Genomic DNA, 801 nt, shown 5'->3' on the forward strand with positions numbered 1-801 from the left:
CTTCCGGCCTGTGCCGGGAGAATATGCCGCTGAGTGCGCGTTCGACGTTGTCCAGATGGACCACACACTGGTCGATGTCATTGTCGTCGATCGCCAGTATCGTCGGCCACTGCAAAGGCCATGGTTGACGCTCGCCATCGACGTCGCAAGCCGCACGGTCGCGGGCTTCTATCTGACGCTCGAGCCACCATCGACGGTTTCGGTCGCGCTCGTAATCCAGCCTGTCGTGCAGCCGAATGAATCCTGGCTCGCCGGGCTGGGGATCGATGCGGAATGGCCCATCTGCGGGTTTCCCGACGCGATCCATGTCGACAACGCCAAGGAATTCCGCTCGCGCGCTCTGCGGCGCGGCGCTGAGGAATATGGCATCGACCTCATTTGCCGTCCGGTCGCCACGCCCCACTGTGGTGGGCAAATCGAACGGCTGATCGGCACCATGATGGGCGCCGTCCATCTTCTGCCGGGCACGACCTTCAGCGACATCGACCAGCGCGGCGGCTATGATTCCGCCGCCAATGCGACGATGACGATTGGATGAACTGGAACGCTGGATAGCGCTCGAGATCACGCGCTATCACGCCGATCGGCATGGAACGCTGGGAATTCCGCCGCTCGCGGCCTGGCAAGAGGCCGCAGCCCGCCGTGTCAGCCCGTGCGTCGCCCTCATGATCTCGCCGGTTTCATGGTCGATTTCCTGCCCAGCGTCGACCGGCTGGTACGTCGTGACGGCATTCACCTGTTCTGTATCCGCTACTGGGACGACGTGCTGAGCATCTGGGCCGGCCGACTCGATCGGCCCTT

General features: G+C 63.4%; 2 protein-coding genes. Both read left to right on the forward strand.

The window, feature by feature from the left end:
* Nucleotides 1–538: transposase family protein (locus tag EOA28_RS37340; protein WP_245501704.1), on the forward strand; the 538-nt coding region annotated here is incomplete at its 5' end.
* 144 nt (nt 539–682) lie between these two features.
* The coding region (locus tag EOA28_RS40745) for a Mu transposase C-terminal domain-containing protein (RefSeq protein WP_245501705.1) at nt 683–801 on the forward strand (119 nt) is incomplete at its 3' end.

This window comes from Mesorhizobium sp. M2A.F.Ca.ET.067.02.1.1 (assembly GCF_004023285.1).
GTDB lineage: Bacteria > Pseudomonadota > Alphaproteobacteria > Rhizobiales > Rhizobiaceae > Mesorhizobium.